This window comes from Solibacillus sp. NPDC093137, assembly GCF_050280445.1.
Taxonomy (GTDB): Bacteria; Bacillota; Bacilli; order Bacillales_A; family Planococcaceae; genus Solibacillus; species Solibacillus isronensis_B.
Genome location: NZ_JBNNVH010000001.1, coordinates 1,023,482 through 1,049,979, shown reverse-complemented (window position 1 = coordinate 1,049,979; position 26,498 = coordinate 1,023,482). Strand labels below are relative to the sequence as shown.

22 protein-coding genes are annotated in these 26,498 nt (G+C 35.3%); 8 read left to right on the top strand and 14 right to left on the bottom strand.

What is annotated here, in order from left to right:
* Positions 1-28 precede the first annotated feature (28 nt).
* The 3 genes from parE to ACQKN3_RS05350 all read left to right on the top strand — a co-directional run bounded on the left by parE (position 29) and on the right by ACQKN3_RS05350 (position 6,222).
* Positions 29-2,002: a DNA topoisomerase IV subunit B gene (parE, locus tag ACQKN3_RS05360; protein ID WP_427709943.1), complete on the top strand. Its 1,974-nt coding sequence runs from the start codon at positions 29-31 to the stop codon at positions 2,000-2,002.
* The gene (gene parC / locus ACQKN3_RS05355) at positions 2,002-4,431 is read left to right on the top strand and encodes a DNA topoisomerase IV subunit A (RefSeq protein WP_427709941.1); all 2,430 of its coding nucleotides are present in this window, start codon (positions 2,002-2,004) and stop codon (positions 4,429-4,431) included. Before parE ends, parC begins: the two co-directional genes overlap by 1 nt.
* Before the next feature lie 174 nt (positions 4,432-4,605).
* Entirely contained in the window at positions 4,606-6,222 is a 1,617-nt protein-coding gene (locus ACQKN3_RS05350) for an SWIM zinc finger family protein (RefSeq protein ID WP_427709939.1), read from the top strand.
* Between the two features lie 220 nt (positions 6,223-6,442).
* Here ACQKN3_RS05350 and ACQKN3_RS05345 read toward each other — a convergent pair whose 3' ends face one another.
* The 6 genes from ACQKN3_RS05345 to ACQKN3_RS05320 form a co-directional block, all read right to left on the bottom strand.
* Entirely contained in the window at positions 6,443-6,583 is a 141-nt protein-coding gene (locus tag ACQKN3_RS05345) for a hypothetical protein (protein ID WP_176142089.1), read from the bottom strand.
* A gap of 112 nt (positions 6,584-6,695) precedes the next feature.
* Positions 6,696-7,118 (bottom strand): hypothetical protein, encoded by a 423-nt coding sequence (locus tag ACQKN3_RS05340; RefSeq protein WP_427709937.1) that lies wholly within the window; start codon positions 7,116-7,118, stop codon positions 6,696-6,698.
* Positions 7,119-7,245: 127 nt separating this feature from the next.
* Complete coding sequence (locus ACQKN3_RS05335; protein WP_251687976.1) at positions 7,246-8,790, bottom strand: solute symporter family protein; 1,545 nt, start codon at positions 8,788-8,790, stop codon at positions 7,246-7,248.
* Positions 8,787-9,113, bottom strand: coding sequence for a DUF485 domain-containing protein (locus ACQKN3_RS05330; protein WP_251687974.1), 327 nt, complete (start codon positions 9,111-9,113; stop codon positions 8,787-8,789). The genes ACQKN3_RS05335 and ACQKN3_RS05330 overlap by 4 nt, the downstream gene beginning before the upstream one ends.
* A 492-nt stretch (positions 9,114-9,605) precedes the next feature.
* The gene (locus ACQKN3_RS05325; protein WP_251687972.1) at positions 9,606-11,156 is read right to left on the bottom strand and encodes a solute symporter family protein; all 1,551 of its coding nucleotides are present in this window, start codon (positions 11,154-11,156) and stop codon (positions 9,606-9,608) included.
* A gap of 2 nt (positions 11,157-11,158) precedes the next feature.
* Complete coding sequence (locus tag ACQKN3_RS05320) at positions 11,159-11,497, bottom strand: DUF485 domain-containing protein (RefSeq protein ID WP_427709935.1); 339 nt, start codon at positions 11,495-11,497, stop codon at positions 11,159-11,161.
* A gap of 543 nt (positions 11,498-12,040) precedes the next feature.
* On the opposite strand from ACQKN3_RS05320, the gene ACQKN3_RS05315 reads away from it, so the two are divergent.
* Positions 12,041-12,580 carry a GNAT family N-acetyltransferase gene (locus ACQKN3_RS05315; protein WP_427709933.1) on the top strand — a complete coding sequence of 180 codons (540 nt, stop codon included), beginning with the start codon at positions 12,041-12,043 and terminating at the stop codon, positions 12,578-12,580.
* An 18-nt stretch (positions 12,581-12,598) separates the two neighbouring features.
* Positions 12,599-14,122, top strand: coding sequence for a transglutaminase domain-containing protein (locus ACQKN3_RS05310; RefSeq protein ID WP_427709931.1), 1,524 nt, complete (start codon positions 12,599-12,601; stop codon positions 14,120-14,122).
* A gap of 712 nt (positions 14,123-14,834) precedes the next feature.
* Here the strand turns inward: ACQKN3_RS05310 and ACQKN3_RS05305 are convergent.
* The 5 genes from ACQKN3_RS05305 to ACQKN3_RS05285 form a co-directional block, all read right to left on the bottom strand.
* On the bottom strand, positions 14,835-16,331 hold the full coding sequence (locus ACQKN3_RS05305) for a WD40/YVTN/BNR-like repeat-containing protein (RefSeq protein ID WP_427709929.1): 1,497 nt from the start codon (positions 16,329-16,331) through the stop codon (positions 14,835-14,837).
* 405 nt (positions 16,332-16,736) lie between these two features.
* Positions 16,737-17,000 carry a hypothetical protein gene (locus ACQKN3_RS05300; RefSeq protein WP_427711662.1) on the bottom strand — a complete coding sequence of 88 codons (264 nt, stop codon included), beginning with the start codon at positions 16,998-17,000 and terminating at the stop codon, positions 16,737-16,739.
* Between the two features lie 446 nt (positions 17,001-17,446).
* The gene (locus ACQKN3_RS05295; protein WP_427709927.1) at positions 17,447-18,937 is read right to left on the bottom strand and encodes a hypothetical protein; all 1,491 of its coding nucleotides are present in this window, start codon (positions 18,935-18,937) and stop codon (positions 17,447-17,449) included.
* 23 nt (positions 18,938-18,960) lie between these two features.
* Positions 18,961-20,076, bottom strand: a complete 1,116-nt coding sequence (locus tag ACQKN3_RS05290; protein WP_427709925.1) for a hypothetical protein — start codon at positions 20,074-20,076, stop codon at positions 18,961-18,963.
* A 64-nt stretch (positions 20,077-20,140) separates the two neighbouring features.
* The gene (locus ACQKN3_RS05285) at positions 20,141-21,133 is read right to left on the bottom strand and encodes a DGQHR domain-containing protein (RefSeq protein ID WP_427709923.1); all 993 of its coding nucleotides are present in this window, start codon (positions 21,131-21,133) and stop codon (positions 20,141-20,143) included.
* 126 nt (positions 21,134-21,259) lie between these two features.
* On the opposite strand from ACQKN3_RS05285, the gene ACQKN3_RS05280 reads away from it, so the two are divergent.
* Positions 21,260-21,607: a helix-turn-helix domain-containing protein gene (locus ACQKN3_RS05280; protein ID WP_427709921.1), complete on the top strand. Its 348-nt coding sequence runs from the start codon at positions 21,260-21,262 to the stop codon at positions 21,605-21,607.
* Between the two features lie 288 nt (positions 21,608-21,895).
* On the opposite strand, the gene ACQKN3_RS05275 is transcribed toward ACQKN3_RS05280, so the two are convergent.
* The 3 genes from ACQKN3_RS05275 to ACQKN3_RS05265 form a co-directional block, all read right to left on the bottom strand.
* The gene (locus ACQKN3_RS05275; RefSeq protein WP_427709919.1) at positions 21,896-22,594 is read right to left on the bottom strand and encodes a UPF0489 family protein; all 699 of its coding nucleotides are present in this window, start codon (positions 22,592-22,594) and stop codon (positions 21,896-21,898) included.
* Positions 22,595-22,709: 115 nt separating this feature from the next.
* On the bottom strand, positions 22,710-23,822 hold the full coding sequence (locus tag ACQKN3_RS05270; protein WP_427709917.1) for a hypothetical protein: 1,113 nt from the start codon (positions 23,820-23,822) through the stop codon (positions 22,710-22,712).
* A gap of 198 nt (positions 23,823-24,020) precedes the next feature.
* Positions 24,021-24,509, bottom strand: a complete 489-nt coding sequence (locus tag ACQKN3_RS05265) for an N-acetyltransferase family protein (protein ID WP_427709915.1) — start codon at positions 24,507-24,509, stop codon at positions 24,021-24,023.
* A gap of 93 nt (positions 24,510-24,602) precedes the next feature.
* On the opposite strand from ACQKN3_RS05265, the gene ACQKN3_RS05260 reads away from it, so the two are divergent.
* The gene (locus tag ACQKN3_RS05260) at positions 24,603-25,049 is read left to right on the top strand and encodes a MarR family winged helix-turn-helix transcriptional regulator (protein ID WP_427709913.1); all 447 of its coding nucleotides are present in this window, start codon (positions 24,603-24,605) and stop codon (positions 25,047-25,049) included.
* 69 nt (positions 25,050-25,118) lie between these two features.
* A complete protein-coding gene (locus ACQKN3_RS05255) occupies positions 25,119-26,498 on the top strand; it encodes an NAD(P)-binding domain-containing protein (RefSeq protein WP_427709911.1) in 1,380 nt (459 codons plus the stop codon).

Below are 26,498 nucleotides of genomic sequence, written 5' to 3'. Positions count from 1 at the left end.
TTGTTTGTATTTTTGGAGGGGATTACATTTGGTAAAAAACCAAGCCGGTATTTCGTATAATGAAGATGCCATTCAAGTATTAGAAGGTTTAGAAGCCGTACGCAAAAGACCAGGGATGTATATTGGTTCTACAGATAGTCGAGGTCTTCACCACTTAGTGTATGAAATTGTAGACAATGCAGTGGATGAAGCGCTTGCTGGATATGGAAATCATATCATCGTGAAGATTCATGAAGATAACAGTATTAGCGTGCGTGACCATGGTCGTGGTATGCCAACAGGTATGCATAAAATGGGTAAACCAACCCCTGAAATTATTTTCACCGTCCTTCATGCAGGCGGAAAGTTTGGACAAGGCGGTTATAAAACAAGTGGCGGTTTACATGGTGTAGGTTCATCAGTTGTAAACGCCTTATCAACATTTTTGGAAGTAACAATTTATCGTGATGGCCAAGTTTATCGCCAGCGCTTTGAACAAGGCGGGAAACCGGCTACATCGCTTGATATGATCGGAAAAACGAAGGAAACAGGAACACTTGTACATTTCCTGCCGGATCCAACGATTTTTTCAGTCGTTAAATATAATTATGATACATTGGCAGAACGCTTACGTGAATCTGCGTTTTTATTAAAAGGATTAAAAATTGAACTAATCGATGACCGCGGAGAAGGAAAACATGAAATTTTCTATTATGAAAGCGGTATTGAAGCATTCGTCACATACTTAAACGAAGAAAAAGATGTATTACATCCGGTTAAATATGTTGAAGGTAGCATTCAGGAAATAGAAGTGGAGTTCGCACTGCAATTTAATGACGGCTATTCCGAAACGATTTTGTCGTTCGTCAACAATGTCCGTACACGTGATGGCGGTACACATGAAACCGGCGCTAAAACAGCGTTGACACGTGTGTTTAATGAATACGCCCGCAAAATCGGATTACTGAAAGAAAAAGATAAAAACCTGGAAGGCACTGATATTCGTGAAGGCCTGACAGCAATTGTTTCTGTACGTATTCCTGAAAATCTGCTGCAATTCGAAGGTCAGACAAAAGGGAAGCTTGGTACATCTGAAGCACGCTCTGCCGTTGATACCGTTGTTTCAGAGCAATTAATGTATGTGCTTGAAGAAAATGCCGAGCTGTCGGCTTCTTTAGTGCGTAAAGCAATTCGCGCCCAACAAGTGCGTGAAGCAGCGCGTAAAGCACGTGATGATGCCCGTAACGGGAAAAAGAAAAAATCGAGTACGCTTCTGTCTGGTAAGCTGACACCTGCACAGTCGAAAAATGCTTCTAGAAATGAATTATACCTTGTAGAGGGTGATTCAGCGGGTGGTTCGGCGAAGCAAGGTCGTGACCGTACATTCCAGGCGATTTTGCCATTGCGCGGTAAAGTTATCAATACCGAAAAGGCAAAGCTTCAGGATATTATGAAAAATGAAGAAATTGCGACGATTATCCATACGATCGGTGCAGGTGTCGGAGCAGATTTCTCGGTGGAAGATGCCGCTTACGATAAAGTTGTCATCATGACCGATGCCGATACAGATGGTGCCCACATTCAAGTATTATTGCTGACATTCTTCTACCGTTATATGCGTCCGCTCATCGAAGCAGGAAAAGTGTATATTGCGTTACCGCCTCTTTATAAAGTATCAAAAGGGTCGGGTAAAAAGCAGGAGCTTATGTATGCCTGGACAGAACAGGAGCTAAGCGCCGCAACGAAAAAAATCGGCAAAGGCTATATTATTCAGCGCTATAAAGGTTTAGGTGAGATGAATGCCGATCAGCTTTGGGATACAACGATGAATCCGGAAACACGTACATTAATCCGCGTAAAAATTGAAGATGGTGCACGTGCAGAACGTCGTATTACAACATTGATGGGCGATAAAGTAGAGCCCCGCCGTAAATGGATTGAATCAAACGTCAACTTCGGCATGGAAGAGGATGCAAGCATTTTAGAAAATGAATTCATCCAGCATGAGGAGGTTAACGAATAATGAGTTTTGTAGAAAAATTTCAAGATCTGCCATTAGAAGAAGTAATGGGTGACCGTTTTGGTCGCTATTCCAAATATATTATTCAAGATCGTGCATTACCGGATACGCGTGACGGGCTAAAACCTGTACAACGTCGTATATTATATGCGATGTTCCATGAAGGTAACACTTTTGACAAACCGTTCCGTAAATCGGCAAAAACAGTCGGTAATGTAATTGGTAACTACCACCCGCACGGTGATTCTTCGGTGTATGATGCAATGGTCCGTATGAGTCAGGACTGGAAAAGCCGTCAGATGCTGGTTGAAATGCATGGTAACAACGGTTCTGTCGATGGTGACCCGCCAGCTGCAATGCGTTATACGGAAGCACGTCTTTCAGCGATTGCCGCAGAACTATTACGTGATATCAATAAAAATACAGTTGAATTCGTACCAAACTTTGATGATCAGGATATGGAACCAACTGTATTGCCATCTCGATTCCCGAATTTATTAGTTAATGGCGCAACAGGGATTTCGGCTGGTTATGCGACGGATATTCCGCCACATAATCTGCAGGAAGCACTTGATGCGGTTTTAATGCGTCTGGACAACAAAAACTGTACAGTCGATGAACTGATGACCGTTATTAAAGGTCCCGATTTTCCTACGGGCGGGATTATTCAAGGTGTTGATGGCATTAAAAAAGCATACGAGACAGGTAAAGGGAAAATTATTGTCCGTTCACGTACAGAAATTGAGCAGTTAAAAGGCAATAAAGAGCAAATTATCATTACCGAAATCCCGTTTGAGGTAAATAAGGCCAATATGATCCGTAAAATGGACGAGCTGCGCGTAAATGACCGCCGTTTAGACGGTATTTCCGAAATTCGAGATGAATCGGACCGTGATGGTTTACGAATTGTTGTAGAGCTGAAAAAAGATGTGCCTGCACAAGGAATTTTAAACTTCCTTTTAAAATCAACGGATTTGCAAGTTTCATATAACTTCAATATGATTGCGATTCATAACCGTCGTCCGATGATGATGACATTGCCGCTTATGTTGGATGCGTATATTGATCACCAGAAGGAAATCGTGCGCCGCAGATCCCAATATGATCTAACAAAAGCAGAAGATCGCTTACATATCGTTGAAGGTCTTATGAAAGCTTTATCCATTTTAGATGAAGTGATTGAAACAATCCGTGCATCAAAAGATAAACGCGATGCAAAAAATAACATTATCGAGAAATTCGGCTTTTCGGAAGAACAGGCAGAAGCAATTGTCAGCCTACAACTTTACCGTTTAACGAATACCGATATTACACAACTGCAAAAAGAGCAAGATGAATTACATGAACTTGTTGTGAAACTGAAAGCCATTTTAGAGGACGAGAAGAAGTTGATCCGTGTTATTAAGTCCGAGTTAAATGACATTAAAAAACGCTTTACTTTACCTCGCCTTTCTACAATCGAAGCAGAAATCGAAGAAATTAAAGTAACGCGTGATGTATTGGTCCCAAGTGAAGAAGTTGTCGTAACCGTAACAAAAGACGGCTATGTAAAGCGGACAAGTCTTCGTTCACACAGTGCGTCAAACGGCAAGGATTTTGCGATGAAGGATTCCGATTACTTGCTGTATGAAGCTAACTTGAACACGCAGCATCATTTACTCCTGTTTACGAATAAAGGGCATTACATTTACCAGCCGGTACATGAATTGCCGGATATTCGCTGGAAAGATCTCGGACAGCATATTTCAAGTATTGTGCCGATCGACTCAAACGAAGAAATTATCGAAGTCATCGGTATTGAAACATTTGAGCAACCGAATATGTATGTATTTACCGCTACAAAAGAAGGGCAAATTAAGCGGTCGGCACTTGCTGACTATATCGTCACTCGTTATTCGAAACCGATTAAGACAATGAATTTAAAAGGCGAAGACGAGATGATTTTTGCGCGTCTTGTTACGGATAAGGAAGAAGTATTGCTTTCTACAAACACGAGCTATACAATCCGTTTCCCTATGGAAGATCTTCCGGTAACAGGTGTGAAAACAGCAGGAGTTAAAGGAATTATTGTTAAAGAGGGCGAGTATCTTGCAGCGGTTGCATTATTAAATCCGGAGCAGGAACAAGAACTCGTTATTGTCACACAGCGCGGTGCCGTTAAACGAATGTTGTTATCGGAACTTGAACTTGGCACCCGGGCAAAACGCGGTGTCGTTATTTTAAAAGAGTTAAAATCGAACCCGCACCGTATTTATACAATTTTAGTTGTTAACTTTAGAAATACGTTTACAATCGAGACCGAAAAAGGTATACAGGAAACAATCTCAGTGACATCCTTAACGAGAGCGGACCGTTATTCAAACGGTTCACTAAGAATTGATACAGAAGGCGATGGGGCAATCTGCCGCGCTTATGTGGAGAAAGTAGAATAAATTTGAAAGCGATTGGGCTTAGCCCAATCGCTTTTTTTGCAAATAAAAAGCAGAACTAGTCCATCCTCAAAATCTATGCGGTCGCTGTTTTTAATGCAAACTCTATTTTTCTAACCGAACTATCATTAACATGCTATTATTATTTATAACAAACAATAAAATTGGGTGAGTTCAATGCATATACATCAATTCGAAAAAAACGTTTCAAAAGTAATTTTGTCAAGAGGAAAGGATTACTATAACAAAAATCTCATTCGAGAATTTAAGCAAATTGCACAGAATGCATGGCGGGCAAAAATTTTAGATACGGATGAGTACTTTGTTTATATCGAGCTGAAAAATGATAAGATTGTCGAATCTTACTGTACATGCCCGTTTGATGGTACTTGTAAGCATGAAGTTGCGGCGTATTATGCGATTCGTGAAAGCTTGATACAGTCAAATGTAGAAGCCGTCGATTTTATGGCCTTCTTTAATGAAAAGACTAAGGCTGAACTGGTTGATGTATTAGTGGAGATTATGGAGCAATATCCATCAATACAGGAACGCTGGATACCGACAAAAGTAAATGTTATAAAAAATGCAACTCACCTCATTCTACAAGCAGAAGAGAAAATTTTAAAAAGTGTGAATCGACTTTTTAAAAGAGGCTTTTGGCAAGCGGATGATTTTGAAGAACCCATTGAAAGCATCTTTGAAGTTATGGAACAAGCACAACAACTGACAAATGAAGATCCACTAACTGCATTTGCACTGTTTGAGGTTTGTTTTGAGCGAATTAGCGATATAGTAGATAATTGTCCTTCGTGGCTTTACGAGCAAACACTAGAAGAAATGCATCGTATTTTTTATGATAGTCTTCAGACAGTTCAATCCAATGAACAAGCAATCGTATGGACTAAATGGCTTTTAGTAAAGTTTGACCAAAATGTAAAAGTGAAAAAAGAGTATTTGTTTTTAATGGAAGCTGCCATAACACTTAGTCCTGTTTCCAATATGAAGTATCATATATTGGAAGCCTTACAGCATCATACCAAAAAAACTGGAGATAAGAAGCTGGCATATGACTTAGAATTTCAATTATTAAAGACTGTAGGCGCTGAAAGTGAAATAGAGTCGTTTTATAAAAAAGTCGATATTCATAGCACATTACGTGTACAAATGATTCATTTTGCGATAGACCGGAAACAATATGCAAATGCCCTTACTTTATGCGCAGAGGGAATTGAACAGGATGCAAGCTCTCTGCATTACCGGAATCAATATTTAATATCGGCGTTTTCCATTCATCAAATGATGGGCAATTTGCCAGCTCAACGCACAGTTGCATTTGAATTGGCATTAGGTGGTCAATTAGACGATATTGATCGATTAAAAAATCTTTATGATGGTGAAGAGGAACTACTACACGATATATTAAATGATTTAATTGAAATTCTTGAGCAACAGCAGCCGCTCCCAAATCACTATCCAATCCTTTTAGAAAAGACTTATCAATGGGACCGATTATTAAAGTATTGTCAACAAGATATTGAGCGAATTTTACGATTTGGCCATTCACTGCAACCACATTACCCGCAAGAAGTTGAAATTTTACATGTACAACATATTTTAGCGCTTGCAAATGTTGCATCTAATCGGGAACATTACAGTCATCTTGCATCTATTATTACATGCTTGCAACAGCTAGGCTATCAGGACAGGGCCATAGAATTAAAAGCCTATTTAATTGAAACATATCCACGAAAAAAGGCGCTACATGATATATTAAATGCACTGAGCATACTATAATCACAATGCATAAAAGAATATGGGGCAGCATAATATAAAAGTAATTCATTGACATGGGAGGCATACTTTCATACAATGAAGTTAGTAAGATTCATGCGTGATGGATCTACAGTAGTACAGAGCGGTTGGGTGGCCCCCAATCGCTTTTTTATTTACCCTTTTATGATGAAAATTAAAAACACCACCTAGATGGCTAGTCTAAGTGGTGAAAACGAATTTTTTACAGCATCATTCGGAAAAAACGATAAATGGTATCGACAATACGAAAAATGTCTGTCGCATAACGAAAAATGGCGAGTTTTTCCTTACGCTTTTTTTCCGAAACAGCCTTAGCCTTTTCTTTGCGTGATGGATAAGACACAGTAGTACACCTCCTTTGCAAAAGGAGTCAGCTGGATGCTGCTTTTCTATTGTACCATGAAATATTAAGGAGAATATTCCTGTTTTTAATAGAAAAAAGCATAGTAAAAGCGTCAAATTCCGGCAAGAAATTCTCCGGATTTTGACGCTTTTTTATTCGTGAGCATTTTTACAAAGGTCCATTTTTGTTCAGGCGGCAAAAGGATATTATTCTGTTTTATCGCACCGATCGTAAATCCCGTATAATCTTCCTCGACGACAAACTGGTAAATATCCTGCTGTTCATCGTTCGTTCCTGTAAACTGGACGACATGCTGGCCACTTCGGGCGGTAAAGTACTCCCAATACGTCAATTCATAATGGCCATCAAATACTTCAGCAATGAGTAACTCTTCGTTAAAAGGCCACTGCTGCGCTTTTACATAATCGATATAAGGGGAGTTCGTCTCAATTTCTTTCCCGTTCAGTACAAAGCCGACAATACAGCCCATCACTACGACACAAATGAATACGCGTATATGCTGTCCAAGCGTCATCGCTTCACTCCTCAAGATAGAATAGGGGAGATTTCACAAAAACAGTGGAGTTATAAAAAATCAGCCTCTAACAATGTTAGAAGCTGATTCGTTTTTCCTCAACTCGTCAAAGTAAGGAAGGTTATTTTTAGTGAGAAATGTCTTGTACAGAAATACCTGTTTGAGCTTTTACTTCAACTTCACGGTATTTCAGATCATTTCTTTCTTTAGAAATTAATGTACCGATAAATCCGCCTAAGAAGCCAAGAGGTACAGAAATTAATGCAGGGTTCGTTAACATAATTAACGGTTCACCAACAAAGATTGCTTTACCTTCAACCGGATTCCAAACGTTTGGAGATACGGCAACTAAAATCAATGCAGAGATTAAACCTGTTAACATTGCTGTAACTGCACCTGATGTGTTGAAACGTTTCCAGTAGATTGTGTAGATGATTACCGGTAAGTTCGCTGATGCCGCAATACAGAATGCTAATGATACTAAGAAGGCTACGTTTAATGTTTGAGCACCTAAAGCTAATAGAATCGAAACAATTGAGATAATAATTGAACCGATACGAGCTGCTTTAACCGCTTCTTGTTCAGTAACTTTACCTTTTTTAATAATTTGACCGTAAATATCATGTGATAGGGCAGAGGCACCAGAAAGTACTAAACCTGCTACTACCGCTAAGATTGTTGCGAATGCTACCGCACAAACGAATGAGAACAGAATGTCGCCGCCTAGCGCTTGTGCTAGTAGTGGGGCAGCCATGTTACCTGCCGGGTTTGCTGCTACGATTTCGTCTTTACCAACGAATGCTGCTGCACCGAAACCTAGGAAAATCGTTAATACATAGAATAAACCAACAATCCAAGTAGCCCAAATTACTGAAGAACGAGCTGTTTGTGCGTCTTTTACTGTGAAGAAACGCATTAGGATGTGTGGAAGACCCGCTGTACCAAGTACTAACGCCAATAGCATTGAAATTGTATCAATACCATTTGTATAACGTAAACCTGGATTTAAGTAAGCTTCACCATGCTCTGTTACCGTTGTCATTTGTGTAAACATGTTCGCGATAGAGAAGTCGAATTTTGCTAATACTAAGAATGAAATAATAACAGTACCTAACATTAATAGACATGCTTTAATGATCTGTACCCAAGATGTTGCTGTCATACCACCGAATAATACGTAAATTGTCATCATGACACCAACTAAAAGTACCGCCATCCAGTATTCAATACCTAACAGTAATTGAATTAAGGCACCTGCACCTACAAGCTGAGCGATCATGTAGAACAATACGATTGTAATTGTAGATAATGCTGCTGTACCACGAACTTTTGCTTTATCGAAACGAGCTGTAATCATGTCGGCTAATGTGAATCGGCCTAAGTTACGTAATGGCTCTGCTACGATATATAAAACTACTAAATAGGCTACTAGGTAACCGATCGAGAAGAAGAAGCCATCAAATCCGAATAAAGCAATCGAACCTGCGATACCTAAGAATGATGCTGCCGATAAGTAGTCACCAGCAATGGCCATACCATTTTGCCAGCCCGTTAATCCGCCGCCAGCTGTGTAGAAATCCGACGCACTAGATGTACGTTTAGATGCCCACCAAGTAATGACTAAAGTTAAACCTACGATTGCTACGAAGAAGAATATCGCTGTAAAACTCATTTGCTTCTACCTCCTTCATATTCCGCAATAATCGCTTTCGCTTCTGCGTCATATTTATTAGCACGTGCTACATAGAAGTGAGCTAATCCCCATGTCATTACGAACAACCCTGCTGAATAAAGCCATACCCATGTAATATCACCAATCGCTTTTTGATGTAAGATATCTGTAAACGAAGTTAAGATTGGTAATAACATATAAAGTACTAAAAAGATTGCGGTAATCGACCATAAAAATGAATTCTTTTTCCTCGCCAGTTGCCTGAAAGATTGCTGTGATGCAATTCTCTCATAATCAATAATTGGCTTTTGATTATTCCCCATAAACATTCCCCCATTTTGTGATAATTATTACTGCTTAATGTACGTAAAATTCTGCTTTTAGGATTTTACATTTTCATTCTATTTTAGCTGTAACAAAATTGCAACACTTTTTAAATAAATTATGGGGGAAAATTTTTTGCAAAAATAAGTTTAATAGAGAAAAAATAATACATTAACGGGAGAATATTAAAATGTTATATTTTGGATAATCAATAGAAAGGTAGGATTTACATGGGTTTGGAGGGTCCTGAACATGAAAGAATTACAAAAAATCTGAAAATTAATTATAAGAAAGTATTATTCATTTCTATAAGTAAAAGTAATATTTAAAAAATAATTTATTTTACAAAAAACTAAAATCAGTATATTCGAAAAGTTATATTCATGTAAAAAATGGTATAAAAAAGCAAAAACTGCTCAAAAATAGCAAATATTTTCGAGACAGTTTTTAATATTTTTAATCTATTGTTCTAATTTATTTTCTTATAATAATTAATGTGAAACATCTTGTACAGAAATACCTGTATGTGCTTTAACGCGGATCTCTTTATAAACACGTTCTGCTTCTGCTTGTTCCACTTTGTGTGCTGTTAATATAGAGCCTAGGTACCCTGCAAAGAAGCTTAAAGGAATTGTAATGATGGCAGGTACCGCTAAGTTCACGATTGGTTCACCAACAAAAATTGCATTTCCTGTAGGACTCCAAATGTTTGGACCAAGCGCACCTAATATTAGACAAGATACTAAACCAGTTACCATTGCAGCAACCGCGCCGTTTGCATTGAATTTCTTCCAATAGATTGTATAGAGGATAACCGGTAAGTTTGCCGATGCCCCGATACAAAATGCAAATGATACTAAGAAGGAAACATTTAAGCTTTGCGCAAATAATGCCAAAAGGATTGAAACAATCGCTATGGAAATAGAACCGATTCTTGCAGCTAATACTTGTTGCTTTTCCGTTAATTTCCCGTCTTTCAGAATCTCACCATAAATATCATGCGAAATTGCTGATGCACCTGTTAATACTAATCCGGAAACAACCGCTAATATAGTAGCAAACGCAACGGCACAAATGAATGATAGTAAAATATTGCCGCCTAAAAACTCTGCCAATAGTGGGGCAGCCGTGTTACCAGCAGCATTTTCTGCGATGATTTTATCAAATCCGACGAAATGCATTGCACCAAAACCTAAGAAAATCGTCAGTGAGAAGAAAATCGCCGTAATCCATGTTGTCCATGAAATCGATGCACGCGCCGTTTTCGCATCTTTTACTGTAAAGAATCGCATTAAAATATGCGGTAAACCCGATGTACCGAGGACTAATGCAAGCATCATCGAAACCGAATCGATTGTAGATGTGTACTTCATACCAGGAACTAAATATTCGTCCCCGTAATTTGTGCTAACCGTATCAAACATTTTCACTAAATTGAAATCAAACTTTGAGAATACTAAAAATGCCAGTAATGTCGTACCGAACAATAATAGACCTGCTTTAATAATCTGTACCCAGCTCGTAGCCGTCATTCCGCCGAACAGTACGTACGTCGTCATCATGACACCGACAATTAAAACAGCCATCCAATACTCGATACCGAATAAAAGTTTAATTAATGCACCAGCACCAACTAATTGGGCGATCATATACAAAATTACGATAATAATCGTACCTGTAGCCGCTACACCGCGAATCCGTTTTTCATTAAAACGCGATGTCAGCATATCCGCCAATGTATAGCGTCCTAAATTACGCATCGGTTCCGCTATTATATATAGAAGAACTAAGTTTGCAACGACATAACCTACAGAGAAGAAGAAGCCGTCAAAGCCTGTTAATGCAATCGCTCCGGAAACCCCTAAAAACGCGGCTGCAGATAAGTAGTCACCAGCAATGGCAAATCCGTTTTGCCAACCTTTTAAACCACCGCCAGCTGTGTAGAAATCACTTGCTGAAGAAGTTCTTCTGGCAGCGATATATGTAACGATCAGTGTTAAACCTACGATACCAAGAAAGAAACCTGCTGAAACGAGATTCATTGTTATGCACCTGCCTTTTCATATTCTTGTAAAACAGCAGCTGCAGCTTTATCGAATTTAGATGCCATTTTTACGTAGAGTGTACATAAGATAATTGTCATAATGAATAGGGCAAGCGAGTATACCCATACCCAAGTAATACTGCCGACAGCCTTCTGTTGTAACACAGGTGTGAATGCCAGCACCGGTAGTAAGATGTAAAATGTCAAAAATGTTATAGTTATTCCGAATAAAAATGTGTTTTTCTTCTTTACAAATTGATTGAATGTTTCCATGCGATCGATTTTTTCATAGTTAATGCCATCGCATTTCGCTGAGATTTTGTCCCCTAATTGACTCAACGGAATTCCCCCTTATGAAAAATTATTCTGTTTTAAACGGCATATTACTATTTGAATCCGTTAATAGTACTCATTGTAAGAGGGGATAGAGTATAATGCAATAACAATTTTTCTGAAAAGTTGGAATGTTTGAAATGGTAATGAAGTAGAATTATCAAGTTTTAAGGAGATAAAATTAAAGAAGATGTGTTTAAAATTTACAAAAGATTATTATTTGGGGAAAGGAAAATAATGAAAAACATATTTTAGCTAGAAATTAAATTACATAAAGCACGATATTATATTTCGACAATTAAAATATCTGTAATTTTAGCTGATTTCGTATAATTCAGCACATTGTACTATAACACAAAATGGATAGTAAAAATCTGATATACTAACAATGTAAAAATTTTTATATGACTTGAGGGAGTTTATTCATCTAGGTGAATCTGATTATTTACAAAACATGGAATGATAATGTTAATATTTTGACCATGTATGAGAAAAAACCCGAGATATTCCAAATAACAAATCAGAAAAATATCAAATTGGAGGAATACGATGTTGAATTTGACTACGAAGCGGTTAACGTTCGAACGTTATACGGAAAAGGATCTTCCATTTGTGGTAGACCTCGTTTCGGACCCTTTCATGATGAAATTTATTGGCAATGGACAAATAAAGGATAAACATTATGCGATTCATTTAATTGAACGGATGCTTGAACAATATCAAAACTTTGGGGATTACGGGTTACATAAATTGATTCATCGTCAAACGGGAGATTTTATCGGTCACGCGGGGCTTGTTGCACAAGTTATTGACAATACATTTGAAATTGAGCTCGGGTACTGGATTAAACGTACTTATTGGGGACAAGGCTACGGGTTTGAAGCAGCACAGGCCCTTGCAAACTATGCAGATGAAGAAATGTGGTTGCACCGGTATATTTCAGCGATTCAAGTAGGAAATGAAGGATCGAAAAGAATTGCATTAAAAAACGGGATGCATTTGGAGAAAACCATTGAAATGGACGGGAAAATGGTTGAAATATATGTTAAGCTCAATTCATTTGAAGAAGATGAAACGGAAGCGTTATAAGAGGAGTATCGACACATTGTGAAAACGTATTTTGAAAGCTACGAACAGTATAAAAGGCAAGGGAATTCAATCAAAACAACGACCATTACAGCAAAACAGTTGCTGCCTGCGCTTATTGCCCATATGGAGCGTATGGACAGGCAGTTTACGCTGCATATTATCGGCCAGCTGCCAGTACCGATCGATTCTTTAATTAAGGAAGCTTTTGATCAGTGCCATCTAGAACAGCCATTTTATACACAGCATTGTGAAAAGCGCAGCTACAAATATCGCCAATTAACGAAAAACCGGATTAAAGTGGAGTTTACGATGCGTTACCGTATGGCGCGGCAGGAAGAAAAATGGATAGTTGATGAAATTCAAACCATTTTAAAGAATCGAATACATCCAGACATGTCGGCGTTGCAAAAGGTCTTAATTGTCCATGACTTTATCGCAAGAACCTATAGCTATGAACGTCATACTGAAGGTTCACCATTTGCTGTGTATACATTTATGAATGAAAAACACGGTGTTTGTATGGCGTACGCGCTTCTTTTTGAAAAGATGATGGAAGCACTTCGGATTCCTTGTTATTATGTGATTGGAAAAGCAGCAGGTGAGGGAACAGAGGGGCATGCATGGAATATGGTGCAGATGGATGATGATTGGTACCATGTGGACGTGACTTGGGATGATATCGGCTCAATTCCTGGTAAAGAAGTTCGCTATCGCTATTTTTTAGTTGCGGATGAGAAAATCCGTCTTGATCATGAATGGAATGAAAATCATTATCCAATCTGTACGAGTACTAAATTTGAAGCATTTCATCGTTTATATGATGGCTGTCTTGTCAATTCTAGTTTATATTATGCTCATCCTCGAAATGGTTATTTGTATGAAATGAACATTGCGGATGATCCTTTTCAGGCAAAACAGAAACTTGCTGTTAACATTCAATTTTGTTTCAATATAGATGGATTTTTATATTTCAGGAATGATTCTCATAATAGTTATTTGTATCAATTTGAACTAGTTGCTGAGAAATTAACGCAATTAAGCGCGGTAGCAGTTATACGAATCTATGAAACTGAAACATCATTGGAAGTCTTGTATGCAGATAAAACGACAGATAGTATTCAGAAGTTGATTTCAGCGGATACAGAAAGTGAAAATTCTCTAATAGCTGAAACAGATGAAAATCGCTTGGAAGTTCCGTTAAAAACATTTGGGGACAGCTGGGTAGCTTCAGTTGAACAAGAAGCGGATTGTCAGCCAATGTTGTTTAAAAGCGCGGATGGAATCGAATTGATTGTAGAAGATCGTTGCAAACAATTAACGGTAGATATATATATTAATAGAGGTTTACATATACAAATAACGAGTAACCGAAAAAATGTGGAATTCAAACAACCAGCACAGTTGAAGGTGCCAATTGCGATAATACCGGGCTTGGAGCAGCAATTAAGTAAACAAAACATGTTGGAGTATTTTGCTGATGAAAAATTTATTTATATACAATTATATAAAAGCGTTACGATCCAACTAAAAATGAAAAAATAAGCGAATGGTCATAATTTAACGGGTCCGGTTAAATTATGACCATTTCAGTAAAAAAACGCATTTTGTCTCACTATTATAAGTATACTTTTGAAACGAGATGTAACTTCCTATAATATATATTATGACCGTGTCCCTATTTTTAAAATGAGTTGCAGCCTTTTCGCTCGCCACTTGGAAATTGATGTACAATTGTACATGGACAAGACTTTCTTGTCTTTTTGGACAAGAAGTTCTTGTCTTTGATATTTAATACCAATTGATTAAAAATTGGACGAGACTTTCTTGTCTTTTTATTTTTATTATATAATTAAATTATCAGTTTGGCTATCTTGGTCTAAAAGATCAGGAATCTGGAATCCCCCAACTTTTATGGACAGTAAAATCCAACTTTTTTCAAATCTTCCTCTACATTCTATTTTAACTTAATTTACTGTAGCTTTTGTTACTTTGTAATAAAGTTTAATCAAAAATGCCTCACAAACCCGTAATTTACGGTAAAAAAGAAGAACCCATTTTGAAAGAAAGTTTGATCAAAATGGATTCTTCTTTTGCATATAAAAGTTTCCGTTTTATAAAAGATCATTTTCTAACTGTTTTGCCCAACAATCGCGCCCGATTGTTGAAAATTAAATAGTGATTTCTGTCTTCTGCTTGTTAAACTAAAGCATCCGTTAGTATAAGTGAATGTACAATGTTTTTATGGATACCCATCTTATTGTCGCAGTTGGGTTGTCATCTCTTCCCATGAATAATTTGGTGCAGTTGCAATCCATAACGTATCTTCCATGATATCAACATCCGAAACGATGAAATCAACAGAATTAAACACTTTTTCAGGTTTTCTTTCATCTTTTGTGTTGATGGAATAAATAGCTTCATCTCTATGTGTATATCCGAATAGTTTCTCTCCTTTTTTAATAAATTTTACTACCACTTCATCAATTTTAGTATTTGTCCAAATTCCTCCTTGAAGATTACGAATCCAGATTCCACTTTGTGTGGTAATGAATAGCTTATTATTGATCACTTTCATATCTAGAGGTTCGTCATCACTATTCGGCATGGTTATCTCGTTCCACCCATTATTTGTTTTTTTAAAAATCTTCCTTTCCTCTGTTAACCCTACCAAATCACCATTATCTGATATTTGAACCACATAAAATGGTTTAGGAACAATAGTTTGTTCCCAACTCTCCCCTTGATTGGTCGTATAGTATATCTTGCCGTTTGCTATCAAAGCTATTTGATTGTTGATTGAATAATCGATGGTCTCAATCATATAGTCCAATGAAAGAATTTTCGTTCCTTTACTTTTAGAGGTAATACCTGCCCATAATTCTTTTTCCGTAGCTAGATATAATTTATTATTACCATCAAACCATGCGTGTGTTACATAATTATTTGCTTGAAGCTCTGTCCATATTTTTCCATTGTTCTGACTCCATTCAATAAAAGGTTGCTTGGTTGTACTAAATTGGGTTGGTTTTTTGTCTCCCCATACGACCAAATTGTTGTTTCCAGCGACAACCCCCATTATGGCCATCCCTTTTTTTGTTAGGTTATCGGAATTATCTGTACCCATACGTTTTGATATTAATCCTCCGCCATATGGTAATTTATGAATGGCGCTGACCACATCTCCGTTTTGAGCATTGAATGAAATTCGAGTAAAATGATTATCTCGGTCATTTCCAACCACTGTTAGAATTGGAATACCATCGATATTATTAAGTGTAAAATGATATCCTGTTGCCCAATCTTTTCCTTGTTTAAGTCCATATTTATCCTTTGCTAGTTGGAGAACATCAGAGCTATCCAACTTAATCTCATCGTAGGGTATTGCTGGACCCGGAGTTTGCTTACTCGGTCTAAACTCGGTGATTTTCTTTTCGGAGATACCAATTAGAACATAATCTTCTGTACCTGGAACTATAAAGATCATAAACCAATTAAAGCGTTTTCCAGTTTCTCCTCTCGACCCTCCCATCGTTTCATCCACACTGTTTATACTTTCGAGTGTTGCGTTTACATTCCATTCTTTTGCTCTCTGGAGTCCAATGTTAATCGCTTCTTTTAGCGTAACTTCACCATCTGAAGCGATTCCTTCGCGACCAAATAAATTACCAAAAACTAAAAAAATAACTAACAAACAAGAGAGTGTTTTTAAGAACCTCAAAATTATCACCGTCCCATAACTAAATAAGTACATTTATTAATGCGCCTATTAATAAGGATGGAGTAAATACTTCGTTATATCCTACTTAAATTCAATATAAACAAACAAACTACTCCCTTTATCAAAGAATCCTTCTTGCAATAACCTGCTATTAGTTTAAGTGAAATTCATTACAATCTCTTCATCCATTACGATATTCTAAATCTGTTATTCAATAATATGGCCCTATAACGGAAAAACGCGATCTTCTTATTGAAGAATCGCGCCCGATTGTTAAATAAAGTTCCTCAACTAAAGCCTTCGTTGAAGATGATTTAATTATTTATTCATAATAATATTTGTATCTATATATCTTATATTATCCATAAAAAGAGCCACCATCAAAATGGCTCTCCTTCAACAATTGTGACCCGTTTATTCTAACAAATAGCAACTCTCTCAAAAAAGGGCACGAAGTATATCAATGTCATAGGCTAATAGTACTGTGACGAAATTAAATGGTTTACCACTTGCTTTAGCGATAGTTTCTGCTCGTTCAGCCCCAGTTAGCGTTTTTGGTCCCGTTCCTGTATAAATTGTACCATCATGCCCCTCACTTAGAAGTAGACCTGCTGCAGCTACAGCTAAATCGTCACGAGAAACATAGCTTACTTTCTTCCTGACTGTAATAAATAAACAAGGATCTTCATCCTTCACTGGCATTATAGGAAACCCCTCTTGATCCAGTAATATGTATCTTCTGTTGTTATTCTCTATGAGAACTTCTTGTACCCTCATAGCACATCTTTCCTAAAGATAATAACGCTCGGTCGAAAGATCTCACTACGCCTCCCGCTGTGGGCTACGTCCCCTTGCAAAAAACAAACATATGTTCCTGTTTAGTTATACATAAAATACGATTATTTCAACATCTAATTAAGAATTCTACTATGTAAAGGAAAAGTGGATATATGCTCATATATTGAACATAATATCCTTTTATTGGTTTAGTCTATTTAATTTATAAACAGTTCAATTTTATTTCAAAGCCACATTACGTTTACAAAAAGCACTTATTAAAAAAACTTCGAATCAGTTTATAATAACCGGATTCGAAGTTTTTTTCTTTTATTTACTAACTTTATAAATAATGTTTGAAATTATATGACTTAAAGATTGGTTTTCCATTTAATCAAACGATTATCAATCATATAAAAATTAGGTTTATACAGCTCATACGAATTAATAAATGAGACTTCTACTACTTCTCCACTATTATCCCTTTTTAATATTTGGATAAAAGGAGGCAAATTATCCAATTGGAAATATTCTTTTTTTGAATTTAGTGATTTACATAAGTGTTGTTGGAATTTTAAATATAAAAAATTAAATAATACTTTACTAAACACATTGGCTATCAACTTAAATGAATACCCTTTATTTTTAAAATCACTAATAATATCATTGAATTCGTGGTTATTTAATAATGAAGGATACATTTGTGTAAAGTAGAATGTAAAAGGATGTCGGAAATTAAAACTTGGCTCATCAATCCCCAGGTAATTGTATACTTTATAAGGGGTCTGGTATACTCCATAACATGAAACTTTCCATTCTATATATGCCTTAATATATGGATCTTTTATAGTAACTTTTTTCATTTCTTTTTTTAAATTTATTTTTCGCTTTATTTTATTTTGGATATATCTATCAACTGATTTTAATATTGCTTTTGATTGAATAAAAAGCTCTAAATCTAGAATCTGATTTAAATACTCAATATCAATTGATCTTTTAAATTTGCTGATTTGTTGTATCGTATCCGGTTCTTGCAATCGACTTTTCTGATAATTCCTCAATAATTCTCTATGGATATACCCCACTTTTTGAATTTCATCATATTCTTTTATATATGCTGGTTTATATGTGTATCTTTTTTCAATTACTACTGGTATTGATTTCTTTCTGGATAAGACTTCTAAAAGACGTTTATTTATTAAGTTGTAAACAGGCTTATTAATCGCAGAGGTTTCACAGTCAGTGGAAAACACATATTTAGCGCTATAATTACTATGTGAAATTGTATTAAATAATGTAAATATAAACTTATCTTTAATTTTTTTTGGATAAACCCATCCTAGTTTCGTAATAAATAAATTATTTCTTTCCAATATATTAGATTTACAGTTTTGACAGCAAAATCCTTTTTCGTTATACCCTAAGTCATAACTTCTAAAAGGTTTATCACATTCAGGACATAGATCTGTTAATTTTTCTTTTGGATGGAATGGACAAGAAGCAATAAAGTGATATTGATGAAGAAAACTATGATAACCTTTTGAAATACAAATTTTACAGAAGCACAAATTGTCGTTAAAAATAGATAAATCTGATAATGGTGATTTTGATAATTCATTTAATTGATCGTTAAAATTGTCTATATTAATGTTTAAGGTTTTCGATAATTTCTCTTTAGCGGTTGATTTTAAGAAGATAAAGGATTTATTTTTGATGCTTTTAGAAGAGTAATATGACTTTCTATTTTCTGTAAAAAAGTAGAAAAATTCTTTACCGTTAATTCGATTAGCAAATTTAAATTTTTCAAATATTCCCCATAATGATTCGTGTTCTTGTACCCAGTCTTTATTCCAGGTAATCATAGAAGCCCTCCCTGTTATCTAATCTAATAGTGAACGGTTAGTAACATATTGTCTTCATTAATTGTGGTAAGTATAAATGCTGCGATATGATTTTCATCATAAAGTTTGTGTTCAACATAATTGAGTAATTTATAGTAAGAAATATTTAGATCATAAAATAACAAATATCCAATAAAATTGCATATACTCTTTTCTATCGGCGTATCGATTCCATTATTATGATCTAGAATATGAATGATATTTTGTTTTTCTTTCTTCAGCTTAATTGTCGAAAATAGGTCCCATTCAGATTTTATTTCCTCAAATTGATAACGGAGTTTTAAATAACACTTACAATGGTTGCACAAGTTCGCTAGTCTCCCCAACTTAAAATAGCTTTTCAAACATTTTCTGTTACAATGCCCTCTTATACGTCTCAAAAAAGCCTTATAAATTGTTTTTAAATCTTCAGAGGATGTATTACCTTCCACCATATTTTTATTTAATTTTATTTTGGCCACGCAATTTAATAAATCAAAAAATTGACTCTGTTTCCCCCTTAAAGAAGCAGTTTTGTTATAGAAAACGAGCTGATTTGGTAAAAACAAGGGCTGTTCAAAGTTCATTAAAGCTGTTTCTCGCCATTTTGTTTGTAATTTAAAAAAGAAAGGTTCTTCTACTAGATAATTACCACAAACACATTTATAAAAACTTCTTTCTGAAAATACACTTTCTAAAGAAAGGACAGCTTTGCATTTCTTGCATTTATTCAATAAGGGTTCTGTGCGATGATACGGACAAAATTCAAAAATATTTAGTTGGTGTAACGTACTGTGATAGCAAGATTGAATACATTGCGTGCAATAACGGAAACTTTTAGCGATTATATTGTTGAAAGTCATGCTTTCCAGATTATGTAGGCCCCATCTTTCAATTTGGGAAGTGAAATATTGTATAAGATCTATAGACAATTGCTTAGATAGCACATCGTAATTTATATTGAACGGAAATAGGTCTTCAAATAAATATTGACTCTTTATGGAACTAACGTAACTTCTTTTTAAAAAAATATTGTTAATTTCATTCGCCAGTTTAAATTTCATCAAAATAGACCAAATAGATTCATCATTTGAAATCCAATTATTTGACCAAGTAATCATTTAAATTCACCCCTTTTATAAATTAAAAAAGCTGACAGCATATTGCTTAGCCAGCTTAGTCGTCTTATTTAACACAATTCAAAATGTCTTTAGCCAACATTTTAGATCCGGCTACCCCTTTTAAATACTTTAAATCTCCAATAGAAAGCCAATCTATATTACTTAAATTCGCCATTTTGTTAGCGATTTTAACTGAATCCGGTTGTTGAGATTTTGAAAGATAATTTTCATTTAGAATCGTATTACCTGCAATCGCTAATGCATTTAAACAAGTTATGTGAGTCATTCTATATAATTTATTATCCTCCCACTCATCGGGAAACAATTCTTTAATTAAATTGAAGTAAAATAGCGCTAAATTTAACTTTTTTTCTTTCGGCAGTAAAGCTAACTCTGAACCTTTTGTAAGAAGATGAACGATATTATAGAGGTTTTGCAATGTGATATTACGCTCTTTACTTCGCATACCTATTAAAGTTCCTTTAGAGAAAAAAGGGCTTTCGGGTTTAAGAATGAGGTTTGTAGCTACCCAGCTTAAATCATCCGTATTTCGGTTAAGATAACGGCTTAATGAAGTCCCAATCCCCTTTGCTTTCGTGTTTATGACATCGAAAAGTAAAATTTCTTCATCTTCATCTAAATAATGAAATGCTAGGAATGGGACATTTAATGTAGATCCTGTCTCTTCCATATATTCTTTGATTCCTCCGAGACGATGTTGGCCATCCATCAAAGCGGCCTTGTTTTTACATAATAATCGTCCAAAAGACGGGCGATTTTTATCATAGGCATGAAACTCCCAATTCCCTGCTGCATTTAAAAGAATAGGCGTATAAAGAGCGCCCTCCCCTTGTGATAAATAATTTGCAAAATCCGTACAACGCTTTTTCGTTATTGGGCGCTGGTAACCTTTGCCTGATGGATCGTTATAAAGCTTAGAATAAGAAAACTGTATAGCAATTTGCGACGAGACAGCACCTTGATATGCTACTCTGCCTCTCATTTTAGTCTGAACAACATTTTCTATTGCAATATTAGAATTTAATAAATTACTCAATATCTTAACTCCTTTTTGTTACTACTAAGTATAATAATACTTTTATGTATAGTATTCAAGTTTTTTGTGCTTATGATTATCTTTTGGATTTTTAAATCTCACATAATCTTAAAGTGAGGTGATAAAATGTCAGAACTAATTAAAGTTATATGTGCAAACATTAGAGAAGTTAGGAAAATTAAAGGTTTAACTCAGGAAGAATTAGCCGAAAAATGCGGTTTACATACCACTTATTTAGCAGGTGTTGAGCGTGGAGAACGTAATATTACTATGCAAACACTTGAAAAAATAGCGCATGGATTAGAAATATCACCGATCGAATTATTAAAGTTTGAAGGATTAGACATTGATGAGCAATTTTTTAATAAGCAAGAGAAGCTAAAGGTATTATTAAACATAATGAATGACTTTAATGAGCGTGAAATAAGTAGAATTATTAATATTGTTCAAGAAATAAAACAAATGTATAAATAAATATATATCTATATAGTTAAAGCAGCAATTCCATCATGGAATTACTGCCTTTTTAAGACAATGTAACGTTACTATTACTTCTTATACTTAAGTTAGGGGTTAATAACCTTTCTTTTCCCTTAAAACATTGTCTTTCCACTCTCCTATATACAAGAATTATGCCAGATTATAAAATAAGAAAAATTCTTGCATATAACATAGCATTTTATGAATTATCCATTCTTTATTATCTACAATTGGTTAATAAGTTTAATATGAATGACGTAATATCATCATAAAATTTCGAAATCAACCAATATCCCATGAAATTGATTTGGCAATATCAATCTTAAATACATCGGTAAATATTTCTAATAGATGTTGTGCTGGCTCTTCACCTCCACAGCATTCAGGAGAAATAGCTACAGTAATCAGATCCCACTTATAAACATTTTTAAGATAAGTTAAGCAATTGTATATTTCTTCATCAGGTTTTAATTTAGATTTTCCCCCATAAAAGTTTTCTTCATTAAAAAAGTCTAAATCTAAGTTTAGTATTAATGATTTGTCATTTACAAATGAATCTAATACTCCATTTTCAATAATTACTTTAAATTCAGACATAGTTCGTACTCTTTGTCCTGTATATGTTCTCCCCTTAACATAATTAGTTGCCCATTCCTCAAAGGGTTCGCCGCTAAAGTCAGAAACATAAATAATATTATTAATTGTACCTCTACCAAATGCTGGCCAAATAAATGTGTCATAGGTTATATAGTTTTCTGTAAACCTTTTTAAAGAGGACAATTCTTCAATCTCCAAATATTCTGGATTGTCTTGTAGTACGAATGGACAGTCATCGAGATGTGCATCTACATGGATTAATGTAGCGTTAGGATTAATAAGTGATTTTTTTCTCGCAAGTTCCCATATATAGAAAGCCCATTTATGATTATCCATTATGTAAATATTTTTATCAGGAAAAAAGATCTTATTTCCATCCCTCATTTTTTTCACCCCATTGCGTTAAGATTGCCAAGAGATATTTACGTTTTTAAACTCTTTAAATTTTTTCTTCCACCAAGCTATTTTTTCGTATGTTGGTACAACACTCGTGAAAAATTTAACTAAACCACCTAATAGGAATTTCTAGGTGTGCTGGATTATTCCTATCCCATTCTGGATTAATATCCTCTTCTGTTAGAATAGGAGAATATAATAGGTGTTTAATTAAATCAGATGACAAAACGAAGCGTACTTCCCCTTCAGCCCTATTAGTTCTAATCGTTATTTTAGATTTTTTATTTGGATTTTTCATATAGCATACAGTAAATCCGTAATTTAATTGATTTAATAATACTATAAATGTGTAATTTCCTTCCCAATAATCATCTCGTAATTCATTTCCTCGTTTTTTTAAATCTTTAAGATTTGGTTCTTCTTCCAAATTAATTTCTTGCAAATAAATTCTTTCATGATTTAAGAAGCTAGAAGAAACTAACAATAAATCGTCTTTTCGAGTTAGTGATACTTGATAATTTAAACGAAGTTTTTTTTCCCCATTAATTTGAGTTACAGCATACATTAAATATGTGGTGTTCCAAATTCTTTGTACTCCTTTTGAATGTACATATCCCCCCCAAAAAAATCCACCTACATCAAACGACATTAAAGGGTTTTTAATGGCGAAATTTTGTAAAAATGCAAGCGTATATACTAAACTTTTTCCATCTCCAAAGGTATTATTTGTGACAAAATCTACAAACTGTGAGCTTTTCTCACTTAAATATTGGTGTTTTCTTCCAGAACCAAGGTGTATTGAAGAGTGTTCTTCTTTGAACTGACCGTTACCCATGTAATTATATGAATACAGCTTAGGCATATCTTGTACCATAAACCCCAGTAGTATTTCTACACGAGAAAATGGTCCGGCTAATAACACACTTTCGAATGCGGTTACAGGTTCTAAACCCTTTTCAAGTTCTTTTCTATACGTTTCCAGTACCTCTAGTGCATCTTTAACATCGCCTGCAAACGTAACTAAAACATTGCCAGGGAATTTAAATACTTTATACCTTCTATCTTGCATGGTTTTATTTTCTTTTTTAACATATTCACCAAAAGTAGTATATTCACCAAATGTTTCTTCAATTTCTTGATTTCGTCCACTTGAAGTCATACTATCAGCTATCAAAAAAACTGCAGTTTTAGATTTAAAACCCAAACAATATGTCACACTTCTAGCCTCCCATATATAAGGACTTATTTAACTAATATGTTCCTTTATTTTAAGTATACAAGTTCTCAAAAGGAGTTGTTACTGTATCTGTTAAAAAAGTCTTTCAATAGACTACAACAGCAATTGCAACATAGAATAACTACTTTTTTAATACCTTGTTATTATCATTTCTAATACTTACATAATTAGAAGCTGTTATATAGCCTTTCTTCTTTCCATTAAAATATTGTCTTTCCACTCACCATTGAGTTGAGCAATTTTTTCACGAACCCCAACCACACGGAAACCATTCTTATAATGTAAATTGAGACTAGCATTATTTTCTTTAAAGATTTTGGATTCCAGTGTCCAAAATCCTTCGTTTTCAGATGCTAAAATCATATGATTCAATAACAAATTTCCTATTCCCTTCCCTTTCACATCAGGCGCAATATAAATGCTTACTTCGCCTACCCCTTTGTACACGTGCCGTTTTGAAACTGGTGTTAATTTACACCAACCTAAAATTTGATTTTCTTCCAAAGCAACAAATGAACAAGTTGGTATTGCTTCACCAAACCATTCTTTAAAAGATTCGGGTGCCCTCGATTCGAATGTAGCCATTTTTGTATCGATTCCTGCCTCATAAATTCGCTTTACATCTAGCCAATCTTCACTTGTAACAAATCGAATTTTAATCGCCATAAATTAACCTCCTATTAAATGAATATTAAAATAATAAAATAAATAGTTGCAAATTACAAGTATTTTTGTTTAAATTTAATAAGAGGTGATTGAATGGAAAACAAACGCGAAATTTTCCACATACTAACACGAAGATTTGGATTATTAAACAAAAATTGTTGCTCTGTTGGATCATTTGAAATATCTACTATCCAAAGTCAAATTCTTTACGAAATAGATAAGCAGCAAACACCTTCAATGCAACAAATTGCTGAAACACTTGCAATGGATATTACGACATTCAGCCGGCAAATTCAAACACTAGTAAAAATGGAATTGGTTAAAAAAACTCCTTCTATTCAAGATAAACGTGTATCCATTTTATCGTTAACAACGCAAGGGAAATTTGTCGCAACGACTATAGATGAGTCAATGAATGCTTACTTAGAAGAAGTATTCTCTCATATGAACGACTTTGAAAAAGAGACTGTTCTCCGTTCAATACAGCTTCTAAACGAAGCAATGTCTAAATCGACGGTTTGCTGTACCCCAATTTACTAAGCAAGAACTTCTTGCTTTTTTATTTATTATATAGTTGCAAAATACAAGTAATTTAGGAGGATGTTAAAAATGAACATACCGTTAACAATTAAATCACAGGCTTCTAGCTGTTGTGCACCAACACCTAAGTCAGCTACGTCTTGCTGTGGACCTACGGAAGCAACACTAAAAGAGTCACCCCTTAATGAAACACCATTTGAATTAAATAAAGAGTACCCTGTTGCTATTCTTGGAGCAGGTCCAGTGGGTTTAGCTGCTGCTGCCCATCTATCTTTAGTTGGTAAAGCGTTTATCCTTCTTGAAAAAGGCTCAGATGTTGCTGAAAACATTAAATCTTGGCAGCACGTTCGTCTATTTTCACCATGGCAATACAATGTTGATAAAGCTGCTAAACAATTGCTACTTAAATCTGGTTGGACTATGCCGGAAGAATCCGTCCTTCCAACAGGTCAAGATATTCGTGAAGAATATTTACAACCATTAGCAAATTTACCTGAAATCAAACCTTATATTTCCTTTAATACAACCGTTGTAGGTATTAGTAAAAAGAATCAAGATAAGATGAAATCAGCTAATCGCAACTCTGCACCGTTTGTAATTTATACAGAACAAAATGGTGAGACAGTCCGTATTTTTGCTAGTGCTGTTATTGATGCTACGGGCACGTGGGCTACACCAAATCCTGTCCATGCAGATAATGTATGGACTTCAGCAGAACAAATGCTAGCTGAAAAGATCTTTTATGGTATTCCAAATGTTAAAGCATTAAAGGAACGCTATAAAGGGAAACGTGTGGCTGTTATAGGAGGTGGGCACTCAGCTATTAATACGATTTTAGAGTTAGATAAACTAGAGGATGTTGAAATTACATGGGTTTTACGTAAAAAACATGTAGAAGATGCCTATGGCGGTGAAGAAAAGGATGAACTTGCTGCTCGAGGTGAATTAGGAAGTCGCATTCATGCTTTAGTAGATGAAAGAAAAATAAAAGTCTTTACCCCTTTTTATATTGAGGAACTTACACAAACCTCAGCTGGAATTATTATAAAAGGCGAAGGAGCTACTGGTGAACAAAACCTTCCGGCAGTTGATGAAATCATTTCGAATACAGGAAGCCGTCCAGACTTCTTATTCTTAAAAGAAGTCCGATTATCGATTGATGCGGCTGTTGAAAGTGTAGAAGCATTAGCACCACTTATTGATCCAAACGAACATAGCTGTGGTACGGTTCGTCCACATGGTGAGTTAGAATTACGTCATCCTGAACCTGGTTTTTATATTGTCGGAATAAAAAGCTATGGTCGTGCGCCAACCTTCTTAATGGCGACTGGCTATGAGCAAGTACGTTCAGTTGTCGCTTACTTAACGGGTGATGTCGAAGCAGCTCTTAAAGTAGAGCTAGATCTCCCTGAGACAGGTGTATGTAGTTTAGATTTAAATAGAAAATAG